This window comes from Burkholderia sp. RS01, assembly GCF_039748055.1.
GTDB lineage: Bacteria > Actinomycetota > Actinomycetes > Actinomycetales > Micrococcaceae > Arthrobacter.
On sequence record NZ_JBDLAK010000016.1, the window covers coordinates 18,533 to 44,699 of the forward strand.

The window sequence follows — 26,167 nt, forward strand, 5'->3', positions numbered from 1 at the left end:
CAGTGAGTACTTTCGCCAGCACCTACATCCCGCGGGACGCCCAACAGCCCCGGGGAAAGCAGCCCTGGTGCTCGACCTGCGATACGGACTTGCACCTCGTTGTGGACTCCATCGCCGTCATGGACAGCCGGAGGGAAAGCCTCGCCGTTGCCTTCAACTGTGAGAAGTGTGGCGGAACCCGGGTTCTGTCCACCACGGCAGGTTTCGTCGCTGCAGTTTTGGCCCGGTCGACCCACAACGATGACGTCATGCACCTGGGCACCGAGTACATCCACTGCGGCGAACCCATGTCCCCGACCGATCCGGAGCTCAGGAACTCCCGTACGCCGGTCGCCACCCATCCGCGGCCGGCGGATTTCCTCGGCGCCTACCTTCGGACCCGGGTAATTCGGTGCCGGTGCGGCTTCCAAATGGAAATCCCGCACTAATTCCAGATACCCCACCCCGGTCTTTAGCCCCCACGGCTAAAGACTGCATAGGAGAACAATGAAGATCCCTGAACCACGTGGACCCGTCAGCTCCGGGGTGCTGGGCCTCCTTTCCGGACGGCCCGGGGCCGAGCCGGCGGCACAGGCGCACCTGCACGAACTGGTCACAGCGCAGATGCGCGACATCGGGGACATCATCGAGGACGATGACCTCCAACTGGCCCTGTTTTGCCTCTACGAGCTTCACTACGGGGGTTTGGACGGTGTGGATGACCTGTGGGAATGGAATCCCGGATTGCTCGGGATCCGTCAACTGCTCGAGGCACCGTTCGAAAAGGCGCTGCGCTCGGCAGCGCACCGCTGCGCCCCGCAAACCAGTTTGCCTCCGGCGGAAACCCTGAGCAGCGATGACGTCGCTGCCATCCTGTTCGAACTCGCGGCCCGGGACAGCGGACCCAGCGTGTCCCGCTTTATCGCCAGGAAGGCGTCCGTCGAGCATCTCCGTGAGTTCCTGATCCACAAGTGGCGATTTACGAAATGACGTCCTCCCGGCCGAACCAACTGTACGGCCAGGGGTTCCGGCGCCTCGGCTTCGGCGCAGAGGTGACAGCATACTTCGACGAGCATGTGGAGGCCGACGCGGTCCACGAGCAGATCGCCGGAAGGGATCTCGCCGGCGGCCTGGTGGAGGCGCAGCCGGACCTCCTCGCCGACGTATTGTTCGGCGCCACGGCCGTCCTTGCGATCGACGGGCGGCTCTCCTCCCTGGTCACGGACGCATGGGACAACGGCAGGTCCTCCCTGCGAACCGCTGTCCCGGCTGGCCTGTGACGCTCTCGGAAACTCTGCGCGCCCAGCACGCGTGCCACGGCAGCCACTCTTTCCTTGCCCTACCAGATCGGGATTACACATGAATCAGAACCAGCAGGAGTCTCCCGGAAACGGCTCGATCGTCCTCTGTCCCGACGGCCCGATCCTGGTCCGCGGCGACTTCGACATCGTCGCATCGTCGGGGGAACCTGTGCCCCGGCAACGGCGGACCGTAGCCCTTTGCCGGTGCGGGGCCTCCGCGATCAAGCCCTACTGCGACGGCACCCACAAAATGATTAAGTTTCGGACCGGTTACCCGTCCGCTCCGGAGGATTCAGATCAATGATCGGAAGGTGGCCGTCGGTTCGGATGGCGTCACCCCCGCCGTTGCGATGGTGATAGCCAGTCGAGAAGTTCCTGATGACATGCACTGATTCGACCGCGTTGGCCGCCCGCAGGGTGTCGATGATGAAATCGCGCTCTTCGTCGGTGCGGTCGGCGATTTTGTGGGTGATCTGGAATGTGAAGAGGGAAAGACCGACACTTCTGTCGTAGGTTCCGGCGCCCACCCAGTCCACCGCAATGCCGCCGGGCAGCATCCACGTGTCCGGGCATCTCCAAAACCGCACGTGATGCCGTTTGCGGGGGTTGCCATCGATTTCCCGCTGAAAGGCCAAATGCTCCTGGCGGTCGTCAGCCCGGGCGTGGTCCGGTTCCGCCGGAACGTCCCCGCAATCCTCCCCTGACATCACTTCGCAGTCCCCTTCCACCAAGAGCACACAGTCTAGAGGTAGTCGCCGGCTTGTTCGCGGGCGATTTCAAGCAGTGTGGAGTGGAAGGCGACCTCAGCCGGAGCGTAGACCTTGTCCTGGCGCTGCGCCAGCAGAATCCGCCGCAGCGGGGCGGCCGGACCGAGGCTGAGCACCCTCACGTCGGGGTGCTGGAGAGCTACGGCGGTCTTGGGCACCATGGCCACCCCCATCCCGACGCTGACCATGGCCTGCGCCTCTTGGTAATCGTTGGCCAGGAAGCCAATGGTTGGTTCGAACCCGGCTTCGTGCGCGGAACGCTGCAGCACCTCGACCACCGGGTGGGCCTCCGCGCGCACGATCCACGATTCGTTGCGCAGATCCTCCATGCTGACCTGCTCCCGGCCGGCGAGCGGATGGTTGCCAGCCACCAGGATCACAGTTCTCTCGAGGAAGACTTCGGTTACCCGGATCGACTCGTCGTGGAAGCGATTCCAAGGGTAATCCCACAGCAGGCACAATCCGGTGACCCCGGACTCCAGGTCCGCCACGAGTTCGTCGAAGCGTGCGCTGCGCAGCGAGAGGCTGATGGCCGGGTAGCGCTTCTTGAAGGTCCTGATGACGATGGGCAGGAAGGACCCGGCGAGCGTGGGGAAGGTGCCGACGGTCAGGGACCCGCGCTTGAGGCCGGCGATCTGGTCCAGGTCGGATTGGGCTGCTTGCATCTGCCGCACGATCTTGCGGGCGTGGCCGGCCAGCACCTGGCCGGCTTCGGTGGGTACCACCCCGCGGGAGCGCCGGTTGAGCAGAGGCTGCCCGACCTCTTGTTCGAGCTTGCGCAGCTGTTGGGAGACGGCGGAGGGCGTGTACATCATTAGTTCCGCCGCTGCCGTGATTGATCCCTGTTCGACGACCTCCAGCAGCAGGGCCAGCCGGCGCATGTCGAACAAAGACTGGTTCTCTTCGTGAAGCAACGGTTTACCCTTCTTTGGATTTGGTTCATTCCCTGCATGCACACTCATATCTGCGGGATGACGGGCCACTTCTAGGGGCCGTGAATGCCGAACCATGCGGCCATCATCCTTTTCGGAACAGTGACTTAAGCAATGCTACATCCCTCCTAAAAAATCGAACATTGTCTTACTTTGTGATCTGGCTCAATCTTTTCTCAGGCCCAAAGCAAAGTTGAGGCACGAGGAGATGTGGGAAACGCGATGAAGCTCGAAGCAGAATTAATGCGTGGAGGCACCAGTAAGTGCTGGGTGTTCGAAGCCGAGCATCTGGACGAGTGCGGCACCAGCCCTGATGTGCTGCTGCCGCGGCTGTTCGGCAGTCCCGACCCCCGGCAGATAGACGGGGTCGGCGGGGCGACCTCGACGACCAGCAAGGCCGTTATCCTGCACCGCCCCGACGACGAGAATATCGACGTCGACTTCACCTTCGCCCAGGTGGGCATCGAAGAGGCCGCAGTGGACTGGGGCAGCAATTGCGGCAACTGCTCGGCGGTTGTAGGCCTCTACGCGATCGAGAAGGGATGGGTGATCCCCAGCGGCGACATCACCCGGATCGTCACCCGCAACACCAACACCGGCCAGGTCATCGTCCAACGCGTGGCCACGCCCGCAGGTGCCCTTCCCATCGTTCCGGACGCCCGGATGCCCGGGGTGCCCTTCCCCGGATACCGGGTCGGGCTCGGCTTCCAGGACCCTGCCGGCAAGACCACCGGCAAGTTGCTTCCCACCGGGTCAGCTTCAGACAGGATCACCGCCGGCGGAACCCGCTGGACCGTCTCCATGGTCGACGCCGGAGCGCCGGTAGTGATTCTCCGTGCCGAGGACCTTGGCCTTGACCCGGAGCGCTACGACAGCTGGCTCGCCGGGGTGGAGCTGCAACTGGAAACCCTGGAATACGTCCGTCGCCAGGCCGCAGTGCGTATGGGGCTGGCAGCGACCACGAGCGAAGCTGCCCGCGCCGTCCCCAAGGTCGCAATCGTGGCTTCGCCGGCCCAGTCCGATCCGGACAGCGACGTCAGCGTCATGATGCTCTCGATGGGCAAGCCGCACCCGGCCTTGGCCATCACCGGCAGCATCGCACTGACCCTCGCCGCCCGCACCCCGGGCACCGCACTCAACGACATCACCGGCGACACCCTTCAGCCCACCCTGCGGCTGCGCACACCGGCCGGGGTCATCGAAACCTGGTGCGAGGAACGGGACGGATCGCTGCTCGTCGGCGTCGACCGAACGGCCCGCACCATCGCCACCACCATCATCCACCTCCCCGAGGCCTTCGGCAGCGCCGTCGAGGCCTCCTTCGCCAGCGCCACTCAATGAGGAGACAGCATCATGACTAAGACCGCAGAACAAACTGCACCCCTGGAAAGCGACACCCGCGACGACGGCTCACAGCGTCCCAACCGTCGCGGCCGTATCCTGCTGATGACGGTAGCCGCCATCACTATCCTGGGTCTGGCCGCCCTCCTGTTCGGGGGTGTCTTCAATCCAGCGGCCGCCTCGGGATCGGAGCCGACCATGACCGCCACCCAGATCATCCCGCTCGTCATTCTCGTCGTGATGTTCGTCGTCGCCACCAAATGGCCGCTGAACATCGGCGTCATGGGGCTGGTGGCATCCTTCGGCGTCGGCTACTTCATGCTCGGAATGAGCGACAAGGAAATCCTTGAGGAGTTCCCGGCCAGCATCGTCCTGACGATCATCGGCGTCACCTACTTCTTCAGCATGGCCCAAAGAAACGGGACCATCGACATCATCGTTCAGACCTGCGTGCGCCTGGTCAGGGGCAAGACAGTGCTCCTGCCATGGGTGTTCTTCCTCATGGCTGCCGCGCTGACCGCTCTGGGCACCTTCTCACCGGCCGCCGTCGCACTGCTGGCACCGGCGGCCCTCGGACTTGCCTACGAGTCACGCATCCACCCTGTCCTCATGGGCGCCTTCGTCATCAACGGGGCCCACGCGGGCGGCTTCTCCCCGCTGTCCGTTGCGGGCGTGCTGGTGCACGACATCGCACTGAAAAACGGATTCCCCATCTCCCAAGGCGCGCTTTTCACGGCCAGCTTCGCCCTCAATCTCATCCTTTCAGCCCTGACCATCGTGCTGTTCGCCCTTTTCGGCAAGCTGCACGATAACCACGTCAACGAGTACGCCGGTCTCGACACAACCCGCGTCGGACGTCCGAAGGGTCAACAGATCTTTACGCTGGCGTTGATCGCTGTGATTCTCGTGTGCACCCTGGGCTTCCACATGCCCATCGGATTCGTCGCTCTCTCGGCCGGCCTGCTTCTGGCATTCGTCAACATCAAGGAACACAAAACGTTCATCGGCGGCGTTTCCTGGTCCACGGTCCTCCTGGTGGCCGGCATGATCACCTACGTCTCACTGCTCCAGCACGTAGGTGTCATCGACACCCTCGCCGAGCAAGCCCTCGCACTGGGTGCACCCCTGCTGATCGCCCTGGTGCTCTGCTACGTCATTGGCGTAGGCTCAGCCTTCGCCTCCTCCACGGCATTGCTGACGGCATTCATCCCCCTGGCCGGTCCCCTCTTGGCATCCAGTTCGCTGAGCGCTTCGGGAACCGTCGCTGCACTCGCCATCGCCGCGACAGTGGTGGACGTCTCCCCCTTCTCCACCGACGGCGCCCTCGTTGTAGCCAACGCCCGGGAGAACGACCGCCAACGCGTCTACAAGCAGCTAATGATGTACGCCGGCGGAGTGGTCCTGGTGGCCCCCGCGCTGGCATGGGCCCTGCTGGTACCCACCGGCATCATGTGACCCGGATCCCGCACCTCGGCCACCGGTCAGCCAAGACTGTGACCACGCCGATGTGTGAAATCTGCCGGACTCAACGTCCGGCACGCGCGCTGCCGTTCCCGCACTCCATCGCAACAGGTAGCCCGACGGACGGGCGCGGGAACTCCGCAGCATGCAAAGGAGGCAGGGTGACCACGACGTCGCCCTGCCTCCTCCCATAATGGATCAGCGTCAGGAGTGCTCCGATGGATTCCGCTCAGCCGGTATCGCGGCCACTACTTCGTCGCCGATAGACCAGAATGCCGATTAGCCCAAGGGGTGCGACGTCGGTCTCGCGCGTATTCGCCGATCGCCCGAGCGTTTCCCTGATCTGCAACTTTACCAATCTTCACTTTGGCTGGAACGGTCCATCCGCGACAGTCAACTTGCGGCGAACGTCCAACAGGACCCCGCATGCATTCCCGTCGCGGTCGCGGAAGCACTCAGGGATCTGTAATTCTGTGATGCCAGGGAACAGACAAGGACACTCAGGCCTTCCAGCCCATCCTGCCCAAAAACTATCCGCACCACATCGGCAATGCGGTCAGCCCCGAAACATGGGTTGGGAAATTCCTCCGCTGCCATTTCTGTCAAAGCCAGGGCAGCATCATGGGGATTGGAGCAAGGCGTCATACCGAATTCACCGTTCTTTTTTCTCTGCGAGACAGTTGTGGGGACCTACCCCACTCGGAAGCGCCCAAGGTACTGAAGACACAGCAAGACGATGGCGTGCCGAGGTCAGAAGGTTAACGAGACGGCGGCTGCGCTAACAACAGCCGGTTCCGACGCTGAACGTCCAAGTGCACTGCGCAAATTCCAACCGATGGGCCGAAGTCTAGAGGGGTGGTTCGGCGTGCCCTTTCTGGGGTAGGTGCGGCCGCCCAGTCAGACCAGCCGTCACGTGCTACTAATGTGCTGACGTTTGGTACTCCATCGGAGATCTCCACTCCGGCTTTAGGCCATGTGGACTCACTGACCACAAGGGCGGCACCCGCTTGTTCGTATTCATCTTGGAGAGTGCCGGTATCGAAGCGGACTTAGATCGCCCGTGTATCGTCCCATGGTGCGAGCAGGGCGTGGGCATTCCGGTGATGAAATCCGTACACCGTACTCTCCCATAGGTCGCTCCCTTTCTCGGCCGATGCGATAAGCGCGGCCCCCGTCTGGCCGTGTCCGCGTCGGACGCGACCACGCTCCGCTTACCCAGGAGATCGCGGATCTAGGGTGCTTATTCGTATGGTCCTGCGCAAATAGATCTTCACTGGATCACCGGATAGAAAGGCATTCCAGAATTCGTATGTCGCGGAACTCATCCGATGTTTGATACTGCTGGGCTGTGATCATCGGGGTGTTCCTGAGCATATCGGGGGCCGGCCTCGCCCTTCTTGAGACGTTTCCGCAACGCCAGCAGCCACCAGATCGCCGCGAGTGCCATGAAGCCGGCGAAAACGTAGGCGTTGCCGGCGAATGCGGGGAGGAAGATGAGCGCAGCTTCCACCAGCAGGAAGACGATGAGGCTGACAATCAGGAGCGGCACGCGTGCCCGGCCGAGATCGAATGTGCCAGGCTCGGCTGCTGGAATCCGGCCACGGGCTGCAGCATTGAGAAGACCGATGGTCTGCAGCACGTAGGTTGTGAAGAACGCCAGGGTCGCGATGCCCAGGAAGTAGTTGAACGCCTGCTGATTGATCAAAGCGGACAGCAGAAGCAGCACGGACACGACGCCGAGCGAAACAACTGCTGTCGAAGGCGTCTTCCGCTTTGATGCGACGTGCCGAAGCGCGTGCGAGAACGGCATCATGTTGTCACGAGAAAGTGAGTACAAAAGTCGAGTTCCCACGAGCACGTTGGACAGCAGGCAGACAAGGATGTTCGTCAGTGCGATGGCAACGACCATGCGTGCGAACACTGGCCCGAGCTGCCCAGAGATGATCTCTTCGATCGGGGCGGGCGAATCCGCCAGCGCGGCAGGGTCCTTGATCGCGAGCACGTACACGAGGTACATGAAGAACTCAATGACGCACGACACCGCAAAGGCATAGAACATGGTGCGTGGAATTACTCGTCGCGCGTTCTTCGTCTCTTCTGCAACATCGGCAACAGCCTCGACGCCGACCAAGCCAAAGAAGGGGCCGAGCGATGCGGAGAACCAGGCAAGGATGTAAGGCGTCGACTCGTCGGCGCTGCGCCCGACAAAGAGTGAAGAGATCGGTTGCGCGTTGTCCGGGATAACGATGAGTAGTACGGCGATGACTGCGGTGACACCGACCGTCACGACGATTTCCAATCCGACACCGATGTTGTTAACAAGGGTTGCCAGACGTACGCGGTATGCGTTGATGAGGACGCACACGATGACGACGCCGACGGCGATGAGGATCTGCTGGGGTTGGGTGAGCTGCCAATCGAAGACGCTCCCGAAGTACCCGGCAAAAATGTATCCGAGGCTGGTCATGCCGCTGATCCAGCCGATGAGGGCGCTGACGCCGGTGAACCAGCCGAAGGTGGAGCCGTTCAGCCGGCTCGTCCACTGATAGGCATAGCCGGCGAGCGGAATCTTCGCGGCGATATCCGCGGCAATCAGCGTCCAGAGCAGGAACACCGGGATGGCGAGGAAAAGGGTCCAGATGAATGGCGACCCGGCATTGAGGTACCCGGCGGAAAACCCGGTGAACACCGCCGTGGTGGCGCTGATCGTTGAGAAGCCGATAGCGAACGATGCGATCCGGCCGACGGAACGGTCCAGCTTCTGCTTGTAGCCGAACTCCTCGAGGCGCGTGTCTTCGTCCTCGCCCACTACCCGCGGTGGCGGTGCAAGCGATGGATCCTGATGTGTTTTCGATTCGGCCATGGTGTTTCTCCTCGCGTCATTGCTGGACGGGTCCGGAAGACCTGTTATTGATCAATGAAGCCAGCAGAGGGGACGGCGCGGAAGGTGAAAGTTTCTATTTATTGATAAGCACGGCTGATAAGTCAGGCGGACTTTCGGGGAACCAGTCGGCCGAGCATGTGCTGCACCAATGGGCGCATGGCCGTTGAAAGACGCTCCGGGCGCCAGGCGACCGCGGTGAAGCTGGTTGGTCTGTCGATGATCGGAACGAACTTAATACCCGGCCGATCGTACAAACGAACCATTGAGGACGTCGTGAAGCTCAGTCCGACTCCGCGGGCTACCATCGTGGTTTCCGCTTCGTATGTTGCGGCCTCGGCCGCAACTATTGGGGGCTTGCCTTGGCGTGCGTCCGCAGCGAGCCAGTAGTCGCGCCAGCGTCCTGCGGATTGCGGTGCCACGATGATTGGTTCATCCAGGAGCTCTTCGATGCGTAGCTCGGACCTGTTCGCCAGGCGGTGAGAGCGTGGAAGGCATGCGACCCAGGACTCTTCGGCGACAACCGCCATCTCCAGGCCCGGTACGTCGACGGGTGGTCGTAGCAGGGCAATGTCCGTGGCTCCGGATGCGAGCCCGGCGCTTGGATCAGAGAAGTCGTACTCGACGGTTTCGATGGTGATATCGGGGAAGGCACGATCTGCCCCATCGAGGAGCTGGAACAGTAGATCTGCGCCGGTGCCGATCAGATAGCCGATGCGCACGTGCGCATGGTCGACGAGCATCGCCACAGCCTCGCGTGCCAGGTCAACTTCAGCGAGGGCCTTCCGCACATAGGGCAGCCAGTCTCGCCCGAGCTTCGTGAGAGCAACCGAACGAGTATCACGGTCAAACAGGCGATCACCGATGGCCCGCTCGAGCTGCTGGATTGCCCCGGACAGGGCCGGCTGCGTGATGAACAGTTTCTCGGCCGCGCGCCGGTAGTTCAGCTCGCTGCCCAGTACCTCGAAGTACCGCAGCAGCCGCAGGCTCACGTCGGGTAAGGACCGCATGTCACCAGCTCCATTGATAAGCAGTAGTTATCTCTTCAGTGTAACTTCGACCTTCCGTCCCCCGGAACGCGGCCACAAACTGGATCAGAGTCTTCCGGATGCATGAAAGTAGGAACCCCCAATGGCCAGTCAGAGCCGATCGATCACCCTTGAAACTCCCGCACGGCAGGAGTTCTTCGATGTGACGTCCCAGCTAGAGGACTTCGTTCGGGACAGCGGGGTGTCCGATGGGATCGCGATCGCCTATTCACCACACACCAGCTGCTGCGTGGTGATACAGGAGGAGTCCGAAGACACCACTTACTACGGCACTCAGCTGCTCCTGCAGGACACTTTGAACGTGTTCGCCAAGATCGCGCCGACGACGCGACATGAGGGGCAGTACCTTCACCCGGGGCCGATCCACATCCGAAATGCCGGCGAACTGCGCAGCGAGTTGCCGGAATGGGGGCTCAACACCGATGGGCATATCATCTCCTCAATCCTCGGCCGTTCAGAGGTCATCCCGATCGTCGAGGGAGAGCTTGTGCTCGGAGAGTTTGGGCGCGTGTACTTCGGGGACCTCGACTCTGTTCGGGCGCGTACACGCACGGTGCACTTCCAGATTCTGGGCAGCTGACGGTGCTGGTTTATGCAGTGGACGTCGGCACCACCAACCTGAAGGTGGTGCTCTACGACGACCAGCTGCGCCGGCTTGGGACCGCTTCGGCGCCCGCCGTGTACGCTCGTGACGGCGTTCGGGTCGAGTTCGATCCCGAACAGCTGTTCGACACCGTGCTCGATCTGATCGGCCAGTGCGCGGCGAACTGCGACGATGTTGCCCGACACGAGGCCGTCATTGCCATCACCGGGCAAGCTGAGTCGCTCGTGATCAACGACCGGAGGGGCACGCCCGTGCGTCCGGGGATGTCCTGGCTTGACGATCGTGCGGTGGCCGAAGCAGCCGAACTCGCCGAACGGTTCGGGACTGATTACGCGTTCGCGGTCACGGGTCAACCCTTCCCATCTGCGACCTGGCCGGCCGCGAAGCTGCGCTGGCTTGGGCGGCACGAGCCAGCGACGCTCGACTCCGCTCGATCGGTGCTCATGATCAAGGACGACTTGGTCAGGCGTTTTACCGGGATCGCCGTCGGAGAGATCACTACTCGTGGTTTCACCTACTTCTGGGACGTGCCGAACGGCATGTACTGGCACGAGATGCTTGATTTCTGCTCGATTCCAGGCGGCTCTCTCCCGGAGGTGGTACCGGCCGGGACTGAGGTGGGCCAGGTTTCCGAGGACGTCGTGACCCGGCTGCCGGGCGCGAGCGGGTACCGTGTCAACGTGGGGGCGCTCGATCATTTCTGCGCCATGGCCGGCACGGGTTCCTATGCAGCTGGCATCGTCAGCGAGTCCGCAGGGACGGTTCTTTCCCTCTCTCTGCTCGATCACGAGTGGTCGTTCGACGCGGACCGGAAAGTTTCCTTCCATTCTGGCCTCCGCCCCGGTGACACGGTCCTGTTCAGCGGCGTCGACGGTGGCGGGGCAGCCTTGGAATGGTTCCGAGGCCATGGCCTCGCCGGCATGTCCTACGACGAGCTCGAGCAGCGGCTCGGATCCCGGGAATACCGCGAACCGCCAATCTTCCTGCCCTATCTCACCGGGGTAAACCCACCGGACTACTTCCCGGACGCCAAGGGCGCGTTCCTGAATCTCGACCTCGGCCATGACCAGATCGACATGGCCTTCGCTGTCGAGGAAGGAATCGCGCACCTGCTCCGGCGCAATGTCGAGTACCTCTCGCCTGAGCCCGCACACGGGATGGTCTCGACAGGCGGGGGTGCCGCTTCCGCGTTCTGGAACCAGCTCAAGGCGGACGTCTGCGGAGTGGACGTGCTCGTCCCGGACGAGCACGAGGCAACGTGCCGCGGCGCCGCAGTGCTGGCCCTTGTCGCCGGCGGAAAGCTCAACCGGCTCGAGGACGCGAACCAGCTGCATGCACCCGCCACGGTCCGGTACCGGCCGTCCCAAACGGAAACACGGCAGGCACGTTACCGGCTCTTCGCAGACTATCTGCGCCGCCTTTACCAAAGCTGATCACGACGGAGGACACATGAAAACGCAGGACACGATGAAAACGGAGGAGACACAGATGAAGTTGTGCTGTTCGTCCCCCATGGTGCCGGGGACAACACTGACCGAGAAGGCTGAACTGCTCAAGCAGTGGGGCTACGAGGGGATCGCAGTGTTTCAGCCGCTCGATACCTGGGATGACAAGACCCGACGTGAGCTGACCTCGCTGCAGAGCCGCACCGGTGTTCGGCCGGTGGAATTCGTACTGACGGACGATGTCTACGGTAAGGCCATGTCCCCGAACGCGGCGCTCAGAGAGCAGTGCCGGGCAATGTACCGGGAATCGGCAGCGGTCTGCGCCGAGATCGGAGCTGTCACCGAGATCGAATTCGAATACGGCTCGCAGAACCCGCTGCCGCTCTTCGAACCTTTCCAGCAGCTGAACACCCAGCAGCACGAGGAGTTCCTCGCTTTCTACCGAGAGATGCTGGACCTCGTGGCCGGATCGGAGGCACACATCCTGCTGGAGCCAATCAACCGGTACGAGAGCCGGTACCTGAACCAGGTGGCAGACAACATCAGGATCATCGATGACGTAGCGCACCCCAACGCCGGTCTGCTGCCTGACCTGTTCCACATGTCGATCGAGGAAGCCGACCCGGCGCAGGCGCTGCGTGATGCCGGAGACCGGACCGTCCATGTGCATCTCGGGGACAGCAACCGCCTGCTGCCAGGCCACGGTCACCTCAACTGGCCAGAGATCTTCGCGGCGCTACGCGACGTGGGCTATGACGGATACCTCAACCTCGAATGCTCAACCATGGGTGACGCATCGACGACGCTGCCCGCGACCGCAAACTATCTCCGGAAACTTGTCGAGGCGTGAAGGCCGCACTGACCGCTCCGTTCTTCGAGATCGGGCCGAAGAACTTCCTCCGCCGCGCCGAGCTGGAAGCGCTTGCGCACGCCGCTGGGCGCGCGGGCAGCGAGTTCGACGTCGCAGTGGTCCTCACGGTGCCGATAGCGCTTGTCGCCCCGATCGCCGATCTTCGCACCGGCGTTCTCGTCTTCGCGCAAGGCATGGACGCGGATCTGCCGGGCGACTCCGTAGGACGCGTGACCGCTGAGTCGCTCGTCGACGCCGGTGCCGCTGGAGTAATGCTCAACCACGACAGCAACCCGCTAGACAACGACAGCTTGGCCCGCACGGTTCACCGGGCCCAGGCCGTTGATCTACAGACAGTCGTATGCGCGGGAACAGAAGCCGACGCCTTCCGGTACACCACCCTGGGTCCAACCGCAGTCCTCTTCGAACCCCCCGAGCTCATCGGAACCGCCGGCAACGCCGTCCGGGCATGGATTCCCGGCACCACTGCAGTTATGCGGGAAGCACACCCGGATGTGCTCGTCATGCACGCGGGCGGCGTCGCGTCACCATCGATTGCCCGGGCCATCATGGCCGCCGGCGCCGACGGCACCGGCTCGACCAGCGGCGTCCTCACGGCGGACAACCCATGTGCCGCCGCACGGTCGTTCATCGCCGCCGCCCGAGCCGGATGGGACGACGCCCAAACCGACGCCCCGGCGCCGACCAATCATCAACACCAATAAGGAGAAACAGAATGGAAACCAACCTCAACGGCAAGACCGCTGTCATCACCGGAGGAGCGCGCGGCATCGGCCTGGCGATCGCTCGGTCGCTGGCATCGGAAGGCGCCAACATTGCCCTGCTCGATCTGCTTGACAATGTTGCAGAAACCGCGCAAGAGATCGCTGATAAGTACCATGTACGAACTTTAGGGCAGCAACTCGATGTCACCGACCAGGACGCGACCGCAGCTGCCTTCGACGCAATCAGTGAGGGGCTCGGTGTCCCGCAGGTCCTCCTGACCGCAGCGGGAATCGAAATCAACGGCGATTCAGTGGACGTTTCAGCCAATGAATGGCGCAAGGTCATCGACGTGAATCTGACCGGGACATTCTTCGCGGCCCAGTCATTCGGCCGTGGCTTACTCGCGGCCGGCTTGCCCGGGAGCGCAGTATTCATCTCGTCAATGTCGGGATCCATCGTGAATGTGCCTCAATGGGCGGCGTCGTATAACGCGTCAAAGGCTGCGGTCGCCCACCTCGGTAAGTCTTTGGCGGTCGAGTGGGCGGCGGCAGGCATCCGAGTCAACTCGATTGCCCCAGGGTACGTTCTCACTGACCTGACTCGGCAAATCATCGAACGCGAACCGTCCCTCGAAGCCGACTGGATCTCTCGAATTCCTCAAGGCCGTATGGCCACACCCGAGGACCTTACAGGGCTCGTGAGGTTCCTTGCTTCGGACGTTTCCAGCTATCTGACTGGCCAGGAGATCATTATCGATGGCGGGTACACCGCGATCTAGCTTCAGAAAGCTGTCCGGGTGATGCGCGTTGCCTGCTTAGTTGCCAGCAACGCGCAGACCCGGACAGCGAACTGCCTGCTGTTGAATGCCATCATCATCGGAACAGGAGTCGACGAGGTGATCCCCACCCCGAGAGCGTTCACCGCCTGGACCGACGCTCTGGCCTTCTCCGGCGGCGGCTTCAGCGGAATCGTCGCATCCAACGGAGCTACCCCCACTGGCCCAAACCCGGCACATTTCTGAACCTTTCATTGGCCGGGGAGGCACCGCATGATAGGCGCATGACCCAAACCGCATCAGCCGACGAAACCTCCGTATCCAGCGCACATCGCGAGCTCCAGGAGGCCGGCGTCCGCGCCGTGATCGGCACGGTGGTGAATGCTGCGGGCATCACGCTGGCCAAGAGCGTTCCGTTGGCCCGGCTCGGAGCCTTCCACGAATCCGGGATGGGTGCCGCCCCTGTCTGGCATGTCTTCACCATCGACGGCGGAATAGCGTTCACGGACAGCATCACCCCCGTAGGCGATATGCGCCTCAAGATAGACATCGCGGGACTCCGCGTCCTGCGGGGCGGCCGGGCATGGGCACCAGCCGGCCTTTTTGAACAAAACGGAGCCGCCTCCCCTGCCTGCACCCGCAGCGTTCTGGCCGGTGTCGACGGCAGTCTCAACGGCGCCGGATACCAGGCGCTCGTCGGCCACGAACTTGAGTTTTTCCTGGTCTCCCCTGATGGTTCAGCGCTGGAAACCACGCCCTGGGTTCCGTACGGGGCCACCGGGCTCCTGGACCGCTCGGAATTCCTTGACGATCTGCTGTCGGCGCTGAACCGGGCCGGCATCCCCATGGAGCAGATCCACGCCGAGTACGGCAGGAACCAGTTCGAGTTTTCCCTTCCCCCCGCCCCGCCCGTTCAGGCCGCGGACACTGCGGTCCTCGCCAAGATCATCGTTGGCATCGTCGCCAGGGCCCACAGCATGCAGGCCTCGTTCTCCCCCTCGCCCTTTCCCGGCACGGTCGGAAACGGCGCCCACCAGCACTTTTCGCTCCGAAAGAACGGCCTGCCGCTGTTCTCCGGCGGCCGCGGACCGCACGGCATCTCCGGCGAGGGAGGCGCCGCCATCGGAGGAATCATCGCAGGACTCCCGGATATGCAGGGTTTCCTCACGGGATCAGTCCTGTCCGGAAGCCGGCTGGCGCCCGGCACGTGGTCGGGTGCCTACTTATGCTGGGGCCTGGAAAACCGGGAAGCCTCAGTGCGCTTTCTGAACGAGGGCACGAGCAATCCGCACGGAGCCAACGTCGAGGTGAAAATCATCGACCCGTCGGCCAACGTGTACCTGGCCTCCGCGGCCATCCTCGCGCTCGCCCTCGACGGCATCCTCGGCGGTCGCGAGCTTCCGGCGGAGGTACCGGACGACCCGGGACGGCTTTCCGAAGACGAGCGGCACCGGTCCAACGTCCGTTTGCTCCCAAACTCCCCCGCCGCCATCATCGACACGCTGGACAAGTCACGCCTTGCACGCGGGCTTCTCGGCGACGCCGTCGTGGATGCCACGGTGGCCGTGCGGCGCTATGAACAGCGGACCTTCGCGGAACTCGCGCCTGACGTACTTGCCGAACGCTTCCGCCTTGCCTGGTCAATCTGATGGCGGGCAATTCCTTTCCGGACTTCGTCGAACACGTCAGCCTTATTGACCACCACGTGCATGGCGCGTTTCATGCCGACGGTGATGAGTCACGCTTTCAGAACGCGCTCAATGAGGGGAACACCGAGCCTCTGGCCAACCCTGGGGACGCCTACAACACGCAAATCGGGCTCGCCATCCGCCGCTGGTGCAGCGGCATTCTCGATCTGCCACGGCACGCCTCAGCGGCTGACTACTGGAGACGGCGCTCCGAGCTTGCAGAACTCGAGGTCAGCCGGCTCATGACCCGGGCTGCCGGCGTGAGCGACTGGCTGATCGATACAGGATTGGATACCGCTGACTACCTCGGCATGGCCGGGATGGCCGCCGCCTCCGGCGGGCGAACCCACGAGATCGTTCGGCTGGAAGCGGTCGCCGAGTCATTGATCCAGGAGATTTCCGACCCGGCAGGTTACGTCGATGAGTTCGGCCAGCGGCTGCACGAGCTCACGCGCAGCGCCGTGGGCGTCAAAACAGTTCTCGCCTACCGCGCAGGATTCGACCAGAATCTCAGCCGGCCCACCCCCGCCGCGGTCGCCGAAGCAGCCCGGCGCTGGCAGGAGCGCTGGCACGAGAAAGCGGGCGCCGGCATCAGGGCGAAGCTCACCGACGTGACCCTCATGGCCCACGGGATGCATACGGCGGCGTCCATGAAGCTTCCGCTGCAGTTCCACGTCGGATTCGGTGACCGCGACCTGGACCTCCACAAAACCAATCCCCTGTACCTCCTGGACTTTCTCCGTTCCCCCGAAATCCGGGGCACGCCGATCATGCTGCTCCACTGCTATCCGTTCGAGCGCGAGGCCGGCTATTTGGCGCACGCTTTCGAGAACGTCTACATCGACATCGGCCTTGCCCTGAACTTCACCGGGGCACGGAGCCCGGACCTCGTGGCCCGCACATTCGAACTGGCCCCCTTTCCAAAAATCCTCTACTCCTCCGACGCATACGGCCCGGCCGAACTCCACTACCTTGGGGCGAGACTCTGGCGGAACGCCATCACCAAGGTGGTCGGCGGATGGATCGACGACGGCGACTGGTCGGAGGCGGACGCCCGCAAGATCGTGCAACTCATCGCACGCGATAACGCCCGCCGCGTGTACGCGCTCCCCTGAGCCGCCGGCCCGAGCCGGCCCGAGAAGGGCCGAGCCGCCCCGAGCCGCCCCTGGAAGGGCCGCAATTGGCCACGGATTGCCCGCCGTGCGCCCCCGGAAACGTGAACGCAATGAACTTAACGTTCTCTGGTTACACAAGAGTGAGCGGCGTCACTTTCGGCCCTAGCATCGGAGAACCCCAATCAAACGGACCAACGAGAAGAGGAACAACATGCGCGGATTGAGCGCATTGCGCGTGGCTGCAGTCGCGGCAGGCATCGCCCTGATGGCGTCAGGCTGCGGAGCAACCGGGAAGCCTGCCGCCGGCCCCTCCACGAGCGGAGCCAGCACCGCCCCCCTTGCCGGACTTCGCATCATGGTGCCGAACACCCCCGGCGGCGGCTACGACACCACGGCCCGTGCAGCGGCGAAGGTTCTCGAAGACGAGAAGCTTGCCACGAACCCTGAGGTCTTCAACCTCGCCGGCGCCGGCGGCACCGTGGGCCTGGCCCGCATCGTCAACGAAAAAGGCAATGGCGATCTGGCCATGCTCATGGGCCTTGGCGTCGTTGGCGCAAGCTATACGAACAAGTCCGAGTCGAAGCTGACCCAGACCACCCCGTTGGCCCGCCTCATCGAAGAGCCTGGCGCCATCATGGTCTCCAAGGACTCCCCGTACAAGACCATTGACGATCTTGTAGCCGCTTGGAAGAAGGACCCGTCCAAGATCAGCGTCGGCGGCGGCTCCTCGGCCGGCGGCCCGGACCACCTCCTGCCCATGCAGCTCGCAGGGGCCGTGGGCATCGACGCCAAGAAGGTCAACTTCGTTTCCTACGACGGCGGAGGCGACCTGCTCCCGGCCATCATCGGCAACAAGCTCGGCTTCGCGGCCTCCGGAGCCGGCGAATACATCCAGCAGATCCAGTCCGGCGACATCCGAGTGCTGGCGACAAGCGGTGAAAAGCGCCTTGAAGGGGTAGACGCCCCCACGCTCAAGGAATCCAACATCGACCTGGTGTTCACCAACTGGCGCGGCATGGTAGCTCCCCCCGGCGTCAGCGACGCTGACCGCGACGCCCTGATCGCCACCCTGGAGAAGATGCATGAGTCAGCGGCGTGGAACGAGACGCTGAAGACGCGCGGCTGGACCGACGCCTTCATCACCGGCGACGAATTCAAGTCGTTCCTCACCGACCAGGACAAGCGCGTTGCCGACGTCTTGACGAAGCTCGGCCTGGCGTGACCTCCTTGTCTTCCCGCCTCAAAGGCCGCTCCGAGCTGGGCGTCGCAGCCCTGCTCGGGGCGGCCGGCGCCCTGGTCCTCCTCGACGCAGCGCGCCTGGTTGTGCCCTACTCCCAGTCGGATCCGGTAGGCCCCAAAACGCTGCCCATCGTCGTGGGGGCACTCCTGCTCATCTGCGCCGTGATGCTGGCAGTGAACGTTGTGCGCGGCGGCCGCGGCGAGGCCGAGGCCGGCGAAGACGTCGACCTGACCCACCCGGCCGACTGGAAGACAGTCCTCCCGCTGGCCGGCGCCTTCATCGCCAACATCCTGCTGATCGACTGGGCCGGCTGGGTCATCTCCGGAACGGTGCTCTTCTGGAGCAGCGTCTGGGCGCTCGGAAGCCGCCACTACGTCCGCGACGGACTCATTTCCCTGGCGCTGGCGCTCTTGACCTTCTACGGCTTCTACCTCGGCCTGGGCATCGCCCTTCCGGCCGGGCTCCTTGAAGGGATTCTCTAAATGGACATCCTGTCCTCACTCATGGCCGGGTTCGCGACGGCGCTGACCCCCATGAACCTCCTGTACGCCCTGATCGGCGTCATCCTGGGCACCGCCGTCGGCGTCCTGCCCGGCATCGGCCCTGCCATGACCGTAGCGCTGCTGCTCCCGGTGGCCACCGTCCTCGAACCGACCAGCGCGTTCATCATGTTCGCCGGCATCTACTACGGCGGCATGTACGGCGGTTCCACAACGTCCATCCTGCTCAACACTCCCGGCGAATCGTCCTCCGTGATCACCGCGATCGAGGGCAACAAGATGGCCAAAGCCGGAAGGGCCTCCCAGGCCCTGGCGACGGCGGCCATCGGCTCGTTCATCGCCGGCACCATCGGCACCACCCTCCTGGTGGTTTTCGCACCGATCGTGGTCCAGTTTGCGGTCAGCCTCGGCGCGCCGAGCTACTTCGCCATCATGGTCCTGGCCCTGCTCGCCGTGACCGCCGTCCTGGGTTCGTCGCGGCTCCGCGGTTTCGCGTCCTTGGGCCTCGGCCTGGCCGTCGGCCTCGTCGGGCTCGACTTCGTCTCAGGCCAGGCCCGCCTCACCTTCGGCCTGCCGCTGCTGGCCGACGGCCTCGACGTCGTGGTGGTCGCCGTCGCAATCTTCGCCGTCGGTGAAGCCCTCTGGGTGGCGGCGCACCTGCGCCGCACGCCGCTGCAGATTATCCCGGTTGGCACTCCGTGGATGGGCAAGAAGGACTGGAAGCGGTCCTGGAAGCCCTGGCTGCGTGGCACGGCCCTCGGCTTCCCGTTCGGCGCGCTGCCCGCCGGCGGCGCTGAAATCCCCACCTTCCTCTCGTATGTCACGGAGAAGCGGCTGTCCAAACACCCCGAGGAGTTCGGCAAGGGCGCCATCGAAGGCGTTGCCGGGCCGGAGGCTGCCAACAACGCCGCTGCGGCCGGCACCCTGACCCCTATGCTGGCCCTCGGCCTGCCGACGAACGCCACCGCCGCCGTCATGCTGGCCGCCTTCACGCAGTTCGGGATCCAGCCCGGACCGCTGCTGTTCAAAAACGAGGGTCCCCTGGTCTGGGCGCTGATTGCCAGTCTGTTCATCGGCAACTTCCTCCTGCTGCTGGTCAACCTTCCCTTGGCCCCGGTCTGGGCGAAGCTGCTCCGACTTCCGCGCCCGTACCTGTACGCCGGCATCCTGTTCTTTGCCACGCTGGGCGCCTACTCGGTGAACCTGCAGGCGTTCGACCTGGTGATCCTGATGGTCCTGGGCGCACTCGGCTTCATGATGCGCCGCTACGGGCTTCCCGTCCTGCCGCTCATCCTCGGCGTGATCCTGGGACCGCGCCTCGAAAAGCAGCTACGCCAGGCACTGCAGCTGAGCGCGGGCGACGTGTCCGGCCTATGGAGCGAGCCGATCGCCATCGTGGTTTACATCATCGTGGCCCTGGTCCTGGCCTGGCCTCTGGTGGCTAAGCTCTGGCGCGCCCGGCGGCCCCGGACGTCCGGGCTGGCCATGGCCGGCGCCCCTGCTATTGACGGACCCCTTGTTGAGGGCACTCGCGCTGACAGCCCTGCTGTTGCTGTGCCTGCGAACGCTGAGGCGGCCGAAGTCCCGGACGCCACCCCCGCCAACCACGGACAGGAGAAATCGTGAGCATCATCGTCGGCTACGTCCCCACCGCAGAAGGCTCGGCAGCGCTCGACCGCGCCATCAGCGAGGCGCACAAAAGCCAGAGCCGGCTGGTCATCATCAACTCGTCGCGGGGCGACGCCGTCGTGGACAAGCGGTACGCCCAGGCGCAGGACATCAGCGAGGTCACGGACCGGCTGGAGAAGGAAGGCATCGAGCACCTGGTCCTGCAGCCGGTCCGAGGCAAAACGGGCGTTCCGGCTCAGGCGGCGATGGCTTGCCGGGCGGCCCGTCCCGGCTCGATTCCAAGTGCAGCAAACGTTTGCGGATCGATGTCGATCCAGCACGCGACAACCAGACGACCGTCCACCTGCTTCGGCGGCCCTGCCCGGTGCGCGTGCACGCCGATCCGGCGGAACAGCCGCTCCATGCTCGCGAACGTCACGCCGATCAGCTGCCGCGCGCCCAGCTGCGCCGCGCATTCGACGACCGCGGCGAGCATCGGGCGGACGGCCCACTCGGCATTGCCCGGACCGCCTTCGTCGCCGGTCGCCGCGAACCGCGACAGCTCCCAGACGGCAGCCGATTGCGGCAGCGGGACGCCTTCGGCGACCAGGTCGGCGAACAGCGACTTCAGCAGATACGGGCGGGTGGTCGGCAACAGGCGCGCACATCCGCACACGTCGCCGCCGGCGTTTCTCGCGAACACGTAGACGGTATCGTCGCGATCGAACTGATCGCGCTCGAAACTCTCGTTCGCCGACGGAAGCGCCCAACCGAGCTGTTCGACGAATACACGACGCCGATAGCGCCCTAAATCCGCTGCAAGTTCGTGCGGCAACCGCCCTTCCTCGTGAACGAAGGTTCGCATGGGTGTCCTCGGATTGATCTTTGTATGCACGCATTACAGCGCGCGTCCCGAGGAGGCGGTAACTGGTAACTCTTACAGGTAGACGTGCGCCGACGCGATTCGACCGGTGGTAACGGTTTCTTGATCGGCGGGATTGAAATACGGGCGGCTTTTGCTTATAAAGAGCGCCAGTCTTGAGGAAATGTCAGAGGAAAGCGTGGCAGATTGTCACTGGAGCGTGGGACCGGCATGATAGGTGTCATTGCGGCCGAGCAGCGCCGATGCGACGGCGGCGGGCCAGTCGATGCCAGCGAGCCGCGCGACGAGCGCGGCGGCGGTGCGGAACATGCCGAGGTCGGCGCCGTTGGCGTCCACGGCCATGATGTTGCTGCGGACGTCGCCGCCCGCGATCACGAACGTGCCCGTTGCACGTTCGAGATACCAGTCCCAGCCGACCGTCAGGTATGCGACGCCGGCACTGGCCGGGCGGTGCCATTCGGTATAGCCGGCCAGGCGCGCGTCGATGGCGCTGTCGCGCAGTTCCGCGAGCAGCGATGCATCGAGGTCGCTGGCGACATGGTCGAGCGCGAGCGCGGCCAGTGCGTTTTCGGACAGCCGTACGTAGCCGTCCGGAGACGGGCCGCGGACCGGGTGCAACAAAGGTGAAGTCATGCGCGGAATGTATCAGCCCCGAACCGGCGCTGGCACCTGACAGGTATGACAGCGTGACGTTGTCGGAGAAATAATGGAATTACGCTGGCAGGATGCCTACCAACAATTCAGTGCCGCGGAAGACGAGCAGCAGCTCTTCCAGCGGATCGCTGCCTATTCTAAACGCCTCGGCTTCGAATATTGCTGTTACGGCATTCGCGTGCCGCTGCCCGTATCGAAGCCGGCCGTCGCGATCTTCAATACCTATCCGGACGGCTGGATGGCGCGCTACCAGGCGCAGAACTACATCGAGATCGATTCGACGGTTCGCGACGGCGCGATGAGCACCAACATGATCGTGTGGCCGGACGTCGACCGGATCGACCCGTGCCCGTTGTGGCAGGACGCGCGCGACTACGGGCTGTCGGTGGGCGTTGCGCAGTCGAGCTGGGCGGCGCGCGGCGCGTTCGGGCTGCTGAGCATCGCCCGTCATGCGGACCGGCTCACGCCGGCCGAGATCAACATGCTGACGCTGCAGACGAACTGGCTCGCGAACCTGTCGCATTCGCTGATGAGCCGCTTCATGCTGCCGAAGCTGTCGCCGGAGTCGAGCGTCACGCTGACCGCACGCGAGCGCGAGGTGCTGCGCTGGACGGCCGAAGGCAAGACCGCGTGCGAGATCGGCCAGATCCTCAGCATCTCGGAGCGCACGGTCAACTTCCACGTGAACAACATCCTCGAGAAGCTCGGCGCGACGAACAAGGTCCAGGCGGTCGTCAAGGCGATCGGGGCCGGACTCATCGACACGCCCTGACGCGGCACCGGCGGCGGGGCAGTCCCGCCGCCGGATCGCATGAACGGCCGCTGCCGCTCACTCCATCAGCGGCTCCGCTTCCTTCGCGGTCCAGCTCACGCTGGAAATGCTTTTCTCCATGCATGACGCAGCCAACGAGGTCCTGGACGCCGCGGAGAAATACCGGGCGGAACTGATCGTCATCGGCCTCAGGAAGCGCACCCCCGTGGGGAAACTGATCATGGGCAGCACGGCGCAGCAGATCCTGCTCGAAGCGTCGTGCCCTGTGCTGGCGGTCAAAGCCGGCGCCTGACGCTGCAGCGGAGCACTCATCAGTCCGCGCCACCCACCACGTCAACAACCTCGCCCCCGAACTCCGGGCCCGTTCAACGTGGCCGCCCCGCGAACCGGTAGCCAACTGGGCAACGTTGTCCCTGGCTGACGAGTTGGGCCCGTCCGATACCGTAAAGCCATGAACCAGTACCGGCTAGCCATCCTGGACGACTACCAAGGGGTCGCGGAGGACTTCACCCCGTGGAGCTCCCTGGAGCAGCGGGGCGTCGCCGTCGTGGTGTTCGGCGGTCATTTTGGCTCGGAGGCCGAAACCGCTGCGGCCCTCGCGGACTTTGACATCGTCATCGCCATGCGGGAGCGCACTCCGTTCCCCCGCAGCGTCATCGGGCAGCTGCCACGGCTGAAACTGCTCGTGACCACCGGCGCCGCCAACGCGGCCATTGACCTGCAGGCGGCGGCCGACCACGGCGTGGTGGTGTGCGGAACCGGCGGCTCTCCCACAGCCGCGCCGGAACTTACGTGGGCCTTGCTGCTGGCTTTCGCCCGGAACCTGACCGCCGAGGAGGCCGCCTTGCGCTCCGGCCGCTGGCAGACCGCCGTCGGGTTCGAGCTGTCCGGAAAGACCCTGGGTATCGTCGGGCTGGGAAAGATCGGGACGCGCATCGCCGCCTACGGCCGCGCCTTCGGGATGGACGTGCTGGCCTGGAGCCAGAACCTGACGGAGGAAACCGCCGCGGCGGCCGGGGCCCACAGGGTCGGCAAGGAAGAACTCTTCACAGAGTCCGACGTCGTGTCCCTGCACCTGCGCCTGTCGCCGCGTTCGGAGGGAATCGTCGGCGAACGGGAACTGCAGCTCCTCGGCCCCGACGGCGTCCTGGTCAACACCGCCCGCGGCCCGCTCGTCGACCAGACGGCCCTCGTCTCCGCCCTGCAGGAGGGGTGGATCCGCGGGGCGGCCATTGACGTTTTCGACGAGGAACCGCTTCCGGCCGGGCACGCCCTGCTGGCCGCGCCCCGGACACTCCTGACGCCCCACCTGGGCTATGTCACGCAGGAAAGCTACCGGGCGTTCTTCGCCGGCGCGTTCGAGGACGTGACGGCGTGGCTGGACGGCGCACCGGTCCGGACACTGACGCCGTAACCGAAAAACGGGCGTTCCGGCTCAGGCGGCGATGGCTTGCCGGGCGGCCCGTCCCGGCTCGATTCCAAGTGCAGCAAACGTTTGCGGATCGATGTCGATCCAGCACGCGACAACCAGACGACCGTCCACCTGCTTCGGCGGCCCTGCCCGGTGCGCGTGCACGCCGATCCGGCGGAACAGCCGCTCCATGCTCGCGAACGTCACGCCGATCAGCTGCCGCGCGCCCAGCTGCGCCGCGCATTCGACGACCGCGGCGAGCATCGGGCGGACGGCCCACTCGGCATTGCCCGGACCGCCTTCGTCGCCGGTCGCCGCGAACCGCGACAGCTCCCAGACGGCAGCCGATTGCGGCAGCGGGACGCCTTCGGCGACCAGGTCGGCGAACAGCGACTTCAGCAGATACGGGCGGGTGGTCGGCAACAGGCGCGCACATCCGCACACGTCGCCGCCGGCGTTTCTCGCGAACACGTAGACGGTATCGTCGCGATCGAACTGATCGCGCTCGAAACTCTCGTTCGCCGACGGAAGCGCCCAACCGAGCTGTTCGACGAATACACGACGCCGATAGCGCCCTAAATCCGCTGCAAGTTCGTGCGGCAACCGCCCTTCCTCGTGAACGAAGGTTCGCATGGGTGTCCTCGGATTGATCTTTGTATGCACGCATTACAGCGCGCGTCCCGAGGAGGCGGTAACTGGTAACTCTTACAGGTAGACGTGCGCCGACGCGATTCGACCGGTGGTAACGGTTTCTTGATCGGCGGGATTGAAATACGGGCGGCTTTTGCTTATAAAGAGCGCCAGTCTTGAGGAAATGTCAGAGGAAAGCGTGGCAGATTGTCACTGGAGCGTGGGACCGGCATGATAGGTGTCATTGCGGCCGAGCAGCGCCGATGCGACGGCGGCGGGCCAGTCGATGCCAGCGAGCCGCGCGACGAGCGCGGCGGCGGTGCGGAACATGCCGAGGTCGGCGCCGTTGGCGTCCACGGCCATGATGTTGCTGCGGACGTCGCCGCCCGCGATCACGAACGTGCCCGTTGCACGTTCGAGATACCAGTCCCAGCCGACCGTCAGGTATGCGACGCCGGCACTGGCCGGGCGGTGCCATTCGGTATAGCCGGCCAGGCGCGCGTCGATGGCGCTGTCGCGCAGTTCCGCGAGCAGCGATGCATCGAGGTCGCTGGCGACATGGTCGAGCGCGAGCGCGGCCAGTGCGTTTTCGGACAGCCGTACGTAGCCGTCCGGAGACGGGCCGCGGACCGGGTGCAACAAAGGTGAAGTCATGCGCGGAATGTATCAGCCCCGAACCGGCGCTGGCACCTGACAGGTATGACAGCGTGACGTTGTCGGAGAAATAATGGAATTACGCTGGCAGGATGCCTACCAACAATTCAGTGCCGCGGAAGACGAGCAGCAGCTCTTCCAGCGGATCGCTGCCTATTCTAAACGCCTCGGCTTCGAATATTGCTGTTACGGCATTCGCGTGCCGCTGCCCGTATCGAAGCCGGCCGTCGCGATCTTCAATACCTATCCGGACGGCTGGATGGCGCGCTACCAGGCGCAGAACTACATCGAGATCGATTCGACGGTTCGCGACGGCGCGATGAGCACCAACATGATCGTGTGGCCGGACGTCGACCGGATCGACCCGTGCCCGTTGTGGCAGGACGCGCGCGACTACGGGCTGTCGGTGGGCGTTGCGCAGTCGAGCTGGGCGGCGCGCGGCGCGTTCGGGCTGCTGAGCATCGCCCGTCATGCGGACCGGCTCACGCCGGCCGAGATCAACATGCTGACGCTGCAGACGAACTGGCTCGCGAACCTGTCGCATTCGCTGATGAGCCGCTTCATGCTGCCGAAGCTGTCGCCGGAGTCGAGCGTCACGCTGACCGCACGCGAGCGCGAGGTGCTGCGCTGGACGGCCGAAGGCAAGACCGCGTGCGAGATCGGCCAGATCCTCAGCATCTCGGAGCGCACGGTCAACTTCCACGTGAACAACATCCTCGAGAAGCTCGGCGCGACGAACAAGGTCCAGGCGGTCGTCAAGGCGATCGGGGCCGGACTCATCGACACGCCCTGACGCGGCACCGGCGGCGGGGCAGTCCCGCCGCCGGATCGCATGAACGGCCGCTGCCGCTCACTCCATCAGCGGCTCCGCTTCCTTCGCGGTCCAGCTCACGCTGGAAAT

30 protein-coding genes are annotated in these 26,167 nt (G+C 64.3%); 21 read left to right on the forward strand and 9 right to left on the reverse strand.

Annotation, left to right across the window (positions count from 1 at the left end; all coding sequences use genetic code 11):
* The first annotated feature begins 2 nt into the window (after nt 1-2).
* The 4 genes from ABFP37_RS15085 (at nt 3) to ABFP37_RS15100 (ending at nt 1,584) form a co-directional block, all read left to right on the forward strand.
* Entirely contained in the window at nt 3-428 is a 426-nt protein-coding gene (locus tag ABFP37_RS15085; protein WP_139362700.1) for a hypothetical protein, read from the forward strand.
* Nucleotides 429-486: 58 nt separating this feature from the next.
* On the forward strand, nt 487-969 hold the full coding sequence (locus ABFP37_RS15090; protein ID WP_347034048.1) for a hypothetical protein: 483 nt from the start codon (nt 487-489) through the stop codon (nt 967-969).
* On the forward strand, nt 951-1,259 hold the full coding sequence (locus ABFP37_RS15095) for an iron-containing redox enzyme family protein (RefSeq protein WP_347034049.1): 309 nt from the start codon (nt 951-953) through the stop codon (nt 1,257-1,259). The genes ABFP37_RS15090 and ABFP37_RS15095 overlap by 19 nt, the downstream gene beginning before the upstream one ends.
* Before the next feature lie 79 nt (nt 1,260-1,338).
* Nucleotides 1,339-1,584, forward strand: a complete 246-nt coding sequence (locus ABFP37_RS15100; RefSeq protein ID WP_078026986.1) for a CDGSH iron-sulfur domain-containing protein — start codon at nt 1,339-1,341, stop codon at nt 1,582-1,584.
* Here the strand turns inward: ABFP37_RS15100 and ABFP37_RS15105 are convergent.
* The gene (locus ABFP37_RS15105) at nt 1,535-1,987 is read right to left on the reverse strand and encodes an LssY C-terminal domain-containing protein (protein ID WP_347034050.1); all 453 of its coding nucleotides are present in this window, start codon (nt 1,985-1,987) and stop codon (nt 1,535-1,537) included. The genes ABFP37_RS15100 and ABFP37_RS15105 overlap by 50 nt on opposite strands.
* Before the next feature lie 35 nt (nt 1,988-2,022).
* The gene (locus ABFP37_RS15110) at nt 2,023-2,961 is read right to left on the reverse strand and encodes a LysR family transcriptional regulator (RefSeq protein WP_078026985.1); all 939 of its coding nucleotides are present in this window, start codon (nt 2,959-2,961) and stop codon (nt 2,023-2,025) included.
* A 240-nt stretch (nt 2,962-3,201) separates the two neighbouring features.
* Between ABFP37_RS15110 and ABFP37_RS15115 the strand changes: the two genes are divergently transcribed.
* A complete protein-coding gene (locus tag ABFP37_RS15115; protein WP_078026984.1) occupies nt 3,202-4,320 on the forward strand; it encodes a PrpF domain-containing protein in 1,119 nt (372 codons plus the stop codon).
* A gap of 12 nt (nt 4,321-4,332) precedes the next feature.
* Nucleotides 4,333-5,775: an SLC13 family permease gene (locus ABFP37_RS15120; RefSeq protein ID WP_347034051.1), complete on the forward strand. Its 1,443-nt coding sequence runs from the start codon at nt 4,333-4,335 to the stop codon at nt 5,773-5,775.
* A 1,327-nt stretch (nt 5,776-7,102) separates the two neighbouring features.
* On the opposite strand, the gene ABFP37_RS15125 is transcribed toward ABFP37_RS15120, so the two are convergent.
* Both ABFP37_RS15125 and ABFP37_RS15130 read right to left on the reverse strand, forming a co-directional pair.
* Nucleotides 7,103-8,644, reverse strand: coding sequence for an amino acid permease (locus ABFP37_RS15125; RefSeq protein ID WP_078026982.1), 1,542 nt, complete (start codon nt 8,642-8,644; stop codon nt 7,103-7,105).
* 122 nt (nt 8,645-8,766) lie between these two features.
* Complete coding sequence (locus ABFP37_RS15130; RefSeq protein ID WP_221937596.1) at nt 8,767-9,672, reverse strand: LysR family transcriptional regulator; 906 nt, start codon at nt 9,670-9,672, stop codon at nt 8,767-8,769.
* Between the two features lie 121 nt (nt 9,673-9,793).
* On the opposite strand from ABFP37_RS15130, the gene ABFP37_RS15135 reads away from it, so the two are divergent.
* The 11 genes from ABFP37_RS15135 to ABFP37_RS15185 all read left to right on the forward strand — a co-directional run bounded on the left by ABFP37_RS15135 (nt 9,794) and on the right by ABFP37_RS15185 (nt 20,280).
* Nucleotides 9,794-10,291 (forward strand): secondary thiamine-phosphate synthase enzyme YjbQ, encoded by a 498-nt coding sequence (locus ABFP37_RS15135; RefSeq protein WP_078026981.1) that lies wholly within the window; start codon nt 9,794-9,796, stop codon nt 10,289-10,291.
* A gap of 2 nt (nt 10,292-10,293) precedes the next feature.
* Nucleotides 10,294-11,748 carry an FGGY family carbohydrate kinase gene (locus ABFP37_RS15140; protein WP_185982374.1) on the forward strand — a complete coding sequence of 485 codons (1,455 nt, stop codon included), beginning with the start codon at nt 10,294-10,296 and terminating at the stop codon, nt 11,746-11,748.
* Between the two features lie 16 nt (nt 11,749-11,764).
* On the forward strand, nt 11,765-12,610 hold the full coding sequence (locus ABFP37_RS15145) for a sugar phosphate isomerase/epimerase (RefSeq protein ID WP_185982373.1): 846 nt from the start codon (nt 11,765-11,767) through the stop codon (nt 12,608-12,610).
* A complete protein-coding gene (locus tag ABFP37_RS15150; protein WP_078026978.1) occupies nt 12,607-13,335 on the forward strand; it encodes a triose-phosphate isomerase in 729 nt (242 codons plus the stop codon). Before ABFP37_RS15145 ends, ABFP37_RS15150 begins: the two co-directional genes overlap by 4 nt.
* Before the next feature lie 11 nt (nt 13,336-13,346).
* Complete coding sequence (locus ABFP37_RS15155; RefSeq protein ID WP_078026977.1) at nt 13,347-14,114, forward strand: SDR family oxidoreductase; 768 nt, start codon at nt 13,347-13,349, stop codon at nt 14,112-14,114.
* Between the two features lie 18 nt (nt 14,115-14,132).
* Nucleotides 14,133-14,357 (forward strand): hypothetical protein, encoded by a 225-nt coding sequence (locus ABFP37_RS15160; protein ID WP_139362699.1) that lies wholly within the window; start codon nt 14,133-14,135, stop codon nt 14,355-14,357.
* 38 nt (nt 14,358-14,395) lie between these two features.
* Nucleotides 14,396-15,760, forward strand: a complete 1,365-nt coding sequence (locus ABFP37_RS15165; protein WP_347034052.1) for a glutamine synthetase family protein — start codon at nt 14,396-14,398, stop codon at nt 15,758-15,760.
* Entirely contained in the window at nt 15,760-16,914 is a 1,155-nt protein-coding gene (locus ABFP37_RS15170) for an amidohydrolase family protein (RefSeq protein WP_078026974.1), read from the forward strand. Before ABFP37_RS15165 ends, ABFP37_RS15170 begins: the two co-directional genes overlap by 1 nt.
* A 211-nt stretch (nt 16,915-17,125) precedes the next feature.
* Complete coding sequence (locus tag ABFP37_RS15175; RefSeq protein ID WP_078026973.1) at nt 17,126-18,136, forward strand: tripartite tricarboxylate transporter substrate-binding protein; 1,011 nt, start codon at nt 17,126-17,128, stop codon at nt 18,134-18,136.
* The gene (locus tag ABFP37_RS15180; RefSeq protein ID WP_347034053.1) at nt 18,133-18,636 is read left to right on the forward strand and encodes a tripartite tricarboxylate transporter TctB family protein; all 504 of its coding nucleotides are present in this window, start codon (nt 18,133-18,135) and stop codon (nt 18,634-18,636) included. Before ABFP37_RS15175 ends, ABFP37_RS15180 begins: the two co-directional genes overlap by 4 nt.
* Entirely contained in the window at nt 18,637-20,280 is a 1,644-nt protein-coding gene (locus ABFP37_RS15185; RefSeq protein ID WP_347034054.1) for a tripartite tricarboxylate transporter permease, read from the forward strand.
* 13 nt (nt 20,281-20,293) lie between these two features.
* Here the strand turns inward: ABFP37_RS15185 and ABFP37_RS15190 are convergent, their stop codons facing one another.
* From ABFP37_RS15190 to ABFP37_RS15200, 3 genes are all read right to left on the reverse strand, one after another.
* Complete coding sequence (locus ABFP37_RS15190; RefSeq protein WP_347034055.1) at nt 20,294-20,470, reverse strand: hypothetical protein; 177 nt, start codon at nt 20,468-20,470, stop codon at nt 20,294-20,296.
* 48 nt (nt 20,471-20,518) lie between these two features.
* Nucleotides 20,519-21,127 (reverse strand): acyl-homoserine-lactone synthase, encoded by a 609-nt coding sequence (locus ABFP37_RS15195; protein WP_126225651.1) that lies wholly within the window; start codon nt 21,125-21,127, stop codon nt 20,519-20,521.
* 207 nt (nt 21,128-21,334) lie between these two features.
* Entirely contained in the window at nt 21,335-21,778 is a 444-nt protein-coding gene (locus tag ABFP37_RS15200; protein WP_006762267.1) for a DUF4902 domain-containing protein, read from the reverse strand.
* Nucleotides 21,779-21,851: 73 nt separating this feature from the next.
* Between ABFP37_RS15200 and ABFP37_RS15205 the strand changes: the two genes are divergently transcribed.
* From ABFP37_RS15205 to ABFP37_RS15215, 3 genes are all read left to right on the forward strand, one after another.
* Nucleotides 21,852-22,571, forward strand: a complete 720-nt coding sequence (locus ABFP37_RS15205) for an autoinducer binding domain-containing protein (RefSeq protein WP_011659109.1) — start codon at nt 21,852-21,854, stop codon at nt 22,569-22,571.
* A gap of 118 nt (nt 22,572-22,689) precedes the next feature.
* The gene (locus ABFP37_RS15210) at nt 22,690-22,863 is read left to right on the forward strand and encodes a universal stress protein (protein ID WP_347034056.1); all 174 of its coding nucleotides are present in this window, start codon (nt 22,690-22,692) and stop codon (nt 22,861-22,863) included.
* A 159-nt stretch (nt 22,864-23,022) separates the two neighbouring features.
* On the forward strand, nt 23,023-23,985 hold the full coding sequence (locus tag ABFP37_RS15215) for a D-2-hydroxyacid dehydrogenase family protein (RefSeq protein WP_347034057.1): 963 nt from the start codon (nt 23,023-23,025) through the stop codon (nt 23,983-23,985).
* Nucleotides 23,986-24,006: 21 nt separating this feature from the next.
* On the opposite strand, the gene ABFP37_RS15220 is transcribed toward ABFP37_RS15215, so the two are convergent.
* Both ABFP37_RS15220 and ABFP37_RS15225 read right to left on the reverse strand, forming a co-directional pair.
* Entirely contained in the window at nt 24,007-24,615 is a 609-nt protein-coding gene (locus ABFP37_RS15220; protein ID WP_126225651.1) for an acyl-homoserine-lactone synthase, read from the reverse strand.
* A 207-nt stretch (nt 24,616-24,822) separates the two neighbouring features.
* The gene (locus ABFP37_RS15225) at nt 24,823-25,266 is read right to left on the reverse strand and encodes a DUF4902 domain-containing protein (RefSeq protein ID WP_006762267.1); all 444 of its coding nucleotides are present in this window, start codon (nt 25,264-25,266) and stop codon (nt 24,823-24,825) included.
* Between the two features lie 73 nt (nt 25,267-25,339).
* On the opposite strand from ABFP37_RS15225, the gene ABFP37_RS15230 reads away from it, so the two are divergent.
* Nucleotides 25,340-26,059 carry an autoinducer binding domain-containing protein gene (locus tag ABFP37_RS15230; protein WP_011659109.1) on the forward strand — a complete coding sequence of 240 codons (720 nt, stop codon included), beginning with the start codon at nt 25,340-25,342 and terminating at the stop codon, nt 26,057-26,059.
* The last annotated feature ends 108 nt before the right edge of the window (nt 26,060-26,167 follow it).